Origin of the sequence: Mesorhizobium sp. M1A.F.Ca.IN.020.04.1.1, assembly GCF_003997315.1 — a bacterium.
In the GTDB taxonomy this organism is placed as follows: Bacteria; Pseudomonadota; Alphaproteobacteria; order Rhizobiales; family Rhizobiaceae; genus Mesorhizobium.
Map to the genome: position 1 here is coordinate 1 of NZ_RZSN01000297.1, position 4,125 is coordinate 4,125.

The following is a 4,125-nucleotide window of genomic DNA, read 5'->3' on the forward strand; positions in this document are numbered from 1 at the left end:
GGCCAGCTGCATGTCGAGGCCATGCTCGACAAGCGCGTCGACGGCATCATCGCCACGGGAAAACGCATCGACCGCCATCTGCCGATCGATCTCTCCAATCTGCGCATTCCCGTCGTCTATGCCTTCACCCAGCCGGATCCCGGCGCGGTCGGCCTGGTTTCCGACGACGCCGGCGGCGCGCGGCTCGCGGTCGAGCATTTTTTGCGGCTCGGGCGCCGCCGCATCGCCCATGTCACCGGACCGGCGGGCTTCACCGTGGTGCATGCGCGGGCCGAGGCTTACCGGGAGGTGCTCGAGGCGCACGGCCTGCCGGTCGGCGAGCCGCTGCTCGGCGCCTGGTCGGAAGCCTGGGGCCACGATGCGGTGGCGAAACTGTTCGGCAACGGCCGGGGCAGGCAAGGCTGGCCGGATGCCGTCTTTTGCGGCAACGACCAGATCGCCCGCGGCGTCATCGACGCGCTGCGCGAGCGCGGCATTCGCGTGCCTGACGATGTCGGCGTCATCGGCTTCGACAATTGGGAGATCGTGGCCGAGGCGACGCGCCCGCCGCTGACCTCGGTCGACATGAACCTTTCAGCGCTCGGCCGCGAGGCCGGGCTCGCTCTGCTTTCGCTCGTGGGCGGCCAGCCGGCCGCGCCGGGCATCAGGAAACTGCCGTGCCGGCTGGTGGTGCGTCAGTCATGCGGCCGTCCGCCGGACGGCTGAGGCATCGAACGAACGGCCGTCGCGCAACGGCCAAATTGGGAGGAGAACCATGAGGAGGAATACCGTGAAAACCATGTTTGCCAAGCTGGCCTTGGCCGCAGCCGTGATCGGCGGCGGCCTGCAGGCGGCGTCCGCCGAGACCGCCAACATCTGGGTGCGCGCCGACGGCTCGAATTTCATGCCGCGCATCGTCGACGCCTTCAACAAGGCGCACAAGGACCAGATCAAGCTCGACATCATCCCGAACGCCGAGATCATCCCGAAATATGGCGCGGCCGCCGCCGGCGGCACCGCGCCCGACGCGCTGTCGCTCGACCTGATCTACACGCCGTCCTTCGCCGCCGCCGGCCAGCTGGAAGACATCACCGACTGGGCGAAATCCTTGCCCTATTTTTCGAGCCTGTCGCCGGCGCATGTGAAGACCGGCACCTATAAGGGCCGCATCTACGGCCTGCCGTTCTCGGCCGATTCTTCGGTGCTGATCTGGAACAAGAAGCTGTTCAAGCAGGCCGGGCTCGATCCGGAAAAGGGGCCGAAGACCTGGGCCGAGATCGAGGCCGACGCCGAGAAGGTCAACGCGCTCGGCGGCGACATCAAGGGCTTCTACTTCTCCGGCAATTGCGGCGGCTGCAACATCTTCACCTTCACGCCGCTGGTCTGGGCCTCGGGCGGCGACATCCTCTCCGAGGACGGCTCCAAGGCGACGCTCGATAGCCCGCAGCTGCGCGGCGCGATCGACCTCTACCGCTCGATGGTCAAGAAAGGACTGGTGCCCGAGGGTGCGCAGACCGACACCGGCGCCAACTTCTTCGCCGCCTTTGCCGGCGGCAAGATCGGCCTCTCGCCGTCCGGCGCCTTCGCCATCGGCGCGCTCAACACCCAATACCCTGATATCGACTACGGCATCACCTTCCTGCCGGGCAAGGATGGCGGCTGGTCGTCCTTCGCCGGCGGCGACAATTTCGTCGTCACCAAGGGCACCAAGAAGATCGCCGTGGTGAAGGAGTTTTTGGACTTCGCCTACTCGCTCGAGGGCCAGGCCATCCTCGCCAAATATGGTAGCCTGCCGGTGCGCGGCGACATCGCCAAGGAAGCGCTGAAGGACCTCGATCCGCGCTACCAGGTGGCGGCCGAGGCGATGGCCAAGGGCCGCACGCCCTATTCGGTGGTGTTCAACGACCTGATCAACTCCGCCAACGGGCCGTGGACGCAGATGGTCAACGAGGTCTTCTTCGGCGACGATTTCGACGGCGCCATCGCCAATGCCCAGGAGACCATGCAGTCGATCATCGACCAGGCGCCGAACAAGTAAAGCGCGGCCCTAAACCTCCCCCTCGAGGGGAGGTCGGGCCGCAGGTCCGGGTGGGGTCGCCCGCGAAGTACGCCGACGCTATCTCCCCGTAGGCGCACTTCACAGCGGACCCCACCCCGGCCTTCGGCCGGACCCTCCCCTCAAGGGGGAGGGGGACGCCGCGCTAAATGGCAGGATTATCGCGTTGAGAAAGCTCACTCATCATCATCGTCAAGTTGAGGCGCCGCGAGGTTCGCTTCCTCTTCTCCCCTTGTGGGAGAAGGTGGATCGGCGCGCAGCGCCGAGACGGATGAGGGGTGTTGCAGGGAACACCAGCATCTCACTCCGCTGGAACACCCCGCATCCGTCGCCTTCGGCGACACCTTCTCCCACAAGGGGAGAAGGGGGAGCCAAGCCATGACCTCCATCGCCGCAACCCACGCGCCCGCCCGAGCCAGACGCATCGGCGTCAGCCGCCGGCAATGGGTAGGCCTGCTCTATGTCCTGCCGGCCGTCGCCTTCGTCACCGTCTTCTTCGTCATCCCGCTCGGCATGACGGCGTGGATGTCGCTGCACAACTGGCCGCTGATGGGCGAGCACGCTTTCATCGGCCTCGATAATTACTTTGCCATCCTGCGCGACACGCGCTTCTGGAACGCGCTCAAATTCACCTTCTACTACACGCTGATCGTCACCATCGCGATCTTCGCCGTCGCCTTCCCGCTGGCGATCTTCATCGAGCGGCCGCGCCCGCTCACCAATCTCTACCGCACAGCCTTCTTCATGCCGGCGGTGGTGGGCTTTGCTTCCGCCAGCCTGCTCTGGTCGTGGCTGTTGAACGTCGATTCCGGCCTGTTCAGCCCGGCCGCTTACGACCTCGGTCTGACCGAGAGGAAGGTCAATCTTCTGGCCACCTTCCAGCCGGCCTTCTGGTCGATCATCGCCATGGTGGTCTGGAAAGTGGCCGGCTTCACCATGATCATCCTGATGACCGGCCTGCAGTCGATCCCGCAGGACCTGCAGGAGGCCGCCGTCATCGATGGGGCAGGGCCGTTCGCCCGCTTCAGGGCGATCACCCTGCCGCTGATGCGCCGCACCTTGGCGCTGGCGCTGATCCTGTCGGTCGCGGGCTCGATCCTCGCCTTCGACCAGTTCTACATCATCCTGCGCGGCGGCCCGCGCAACCAGACGCTGACGGCGGTCTACTGGATCTTCAACCAGTCCTTCGTCTCGTTCAAGCTCGGCTACGGCGCGGCACTTTCCATGGTGCTGCTGGTCATCCTGGTGGCGCTCAGCCTCATCCAGCTCTGGCTGCTGCGCAAGCCCGAGGGGCTCGACTGATGGCCGAGACGATGTCGCAGCACCGCAAGGCGGCCTTCAGCCTCGCCAGGCATTCCACCGGCATCATTGCCTCGGTGCTGTTTTTGGCGCCGATTGTGTGGACGGTGCTCTCCACCTTCAAGCCGGCGCAGGAAGCGCGCCAGCCGCCGCTGCCGCCCTGGCCGACCACCGGCTTCTCGGTCGAGAACTATCAGACGCTGAACACCTTCGGCGACGGGCTTTGGGCCTCGGCGCAGAACAGCATCTATGTCTCGGTGATGACAGTATTGCTCTCCGTGCTGGTCAGCGTGCTCGCCGGCTACGGCTTCTCGCGTTTCCGCTTCCCGTTCCGGGACTTCTTCTTCATCCTCATCCTGTCGACGATCATGATCCCGTTCCAGTCGATCCTGACGCCGATCTTCCTGGTGCTGACGAAACTCGGTCTCCACAACACGCTGACCGGCCTGGTCTGCGTCTATGTCACGCTGCAGCTGCCGTTCTCGATCTTCATGATGCGCAACGCCTTCGACGCCGTGCCGCGCGAGATCGAGGAGGCGGCGCGCATGGATGGCGCCAACAATGTCACCATGCTGGTCAAGGTGATGCTGCCGCTGGTCTGGCCGGGCGTCGTCACCATTGCGCTCTTCGCCTTCCTCGGCGCCTGGAACGAGTTCCTGGCCGCGCTGGTGCTGATGACCGACCAGTCGAAATTCACCCTGCCGGTGATGATGACCGCGCTCCAGTCCGGCCGCTTCGGCGCCATCGATTGGGGCGCGGTGCAGGCGGGCGTCACGGTGATGATGGTGCCC

4 protein-coding genes are annotated in these 4,125 nt (G+C 65.4%); all 4 read left to right on the forward strand.

Going from position 1 to position 4,125, the window contains the following annotated elements:
- The coding region (locus tag EOA49_RS30745) for a LacI family DNA-binding transcriptional regulator (protein WP_164749341.1) at positions 1–705 on the forward strand (705 nt) is incomplete at its 5' end.
- Between the two features lie 64 nt (positions 706–769).
- Positions 770–2,017, forward strand: coding sequence for a sugar ABC transporter substrate-binding protein (locus EOA49_RS30750; protein WP_127242298.1), 1,248 nt, complete (start codon positions 770–772; stop codon positions 2,015–2,017).
- Positions 2,018–2,413: 396 nt separating this feature from the next.
- On the forward strand, positions 2,414–3,337 hold the full coding sequence (locus EOA49_RS30760) for a sugar ABC transporter permease (RefSeq protein ID WP_095801185.1): 924 nt from the start codon (positions 2,414–2,416) through the stop codon (positions 3,335–3,337).
- A partial coding sequence (locus EOA49_RS30765) for a carbohydrate ABC transporter permease (RefSeq protein ID WP_164749342.1) occupies positions 3,337–4,125 on the forward strand: 789 nt, incomplete at its 3' end. The genes EOA49_RS30760 and EOA49_RS30765, both read left to right, overlap by 1 nt.

Bases quoted from the DNA above. Each gene is read 5' to 3' on its own strand.
- EOA49_RS30760 (WP_095801185.1), top strand. From the start codon at position 2,414: ATGACCTCCATCGCCGCAACCCACGCGCCCGCCCGAGCCAGACGCATC.